The sequence below is a fragment of the Bartonella sp. TT110JLCBS genome, assembly GCF_042193405.1.
In the GTDB taxonomy this organism is placed as follows: Bacteria; Pseudomonadota; Alphaproteobacteria; order Rhizobiales; family Rhizobiaceae; genus Bartonella.
Genome location: NZ_JBHILT010000254.1, coordinates 321 through 619, shown reverse-complemented (window position 1 = coordinate 619; position 299 = coordinate 321).

Genomic DNA, 299 nt, shown 5'->3' with positions numbered 1-299 from the left:
ACCAATTCGAATTTCTCTACCAAGAACGGTTCCATAATATTTACTTGATGGATATTACCAAGTACGAACGGATTAACCAACGGTACTTAAACGAACGTCTTTTCCTGGGAAATATTTACTTAGATAACTATGTTGAATTAACCCAGGGGATGAGTGATTCGGATGTTTCAAACCTACATAACTACGTTACTTCCGAACTCAGTAAGTGGGCCGATAAATTTAACCTTTTGCTGAAGGTGATTGACGATGATAACGACCTTTTCCTGGTCCACGAAATCGCCCCGCCAAACCGGGAGACA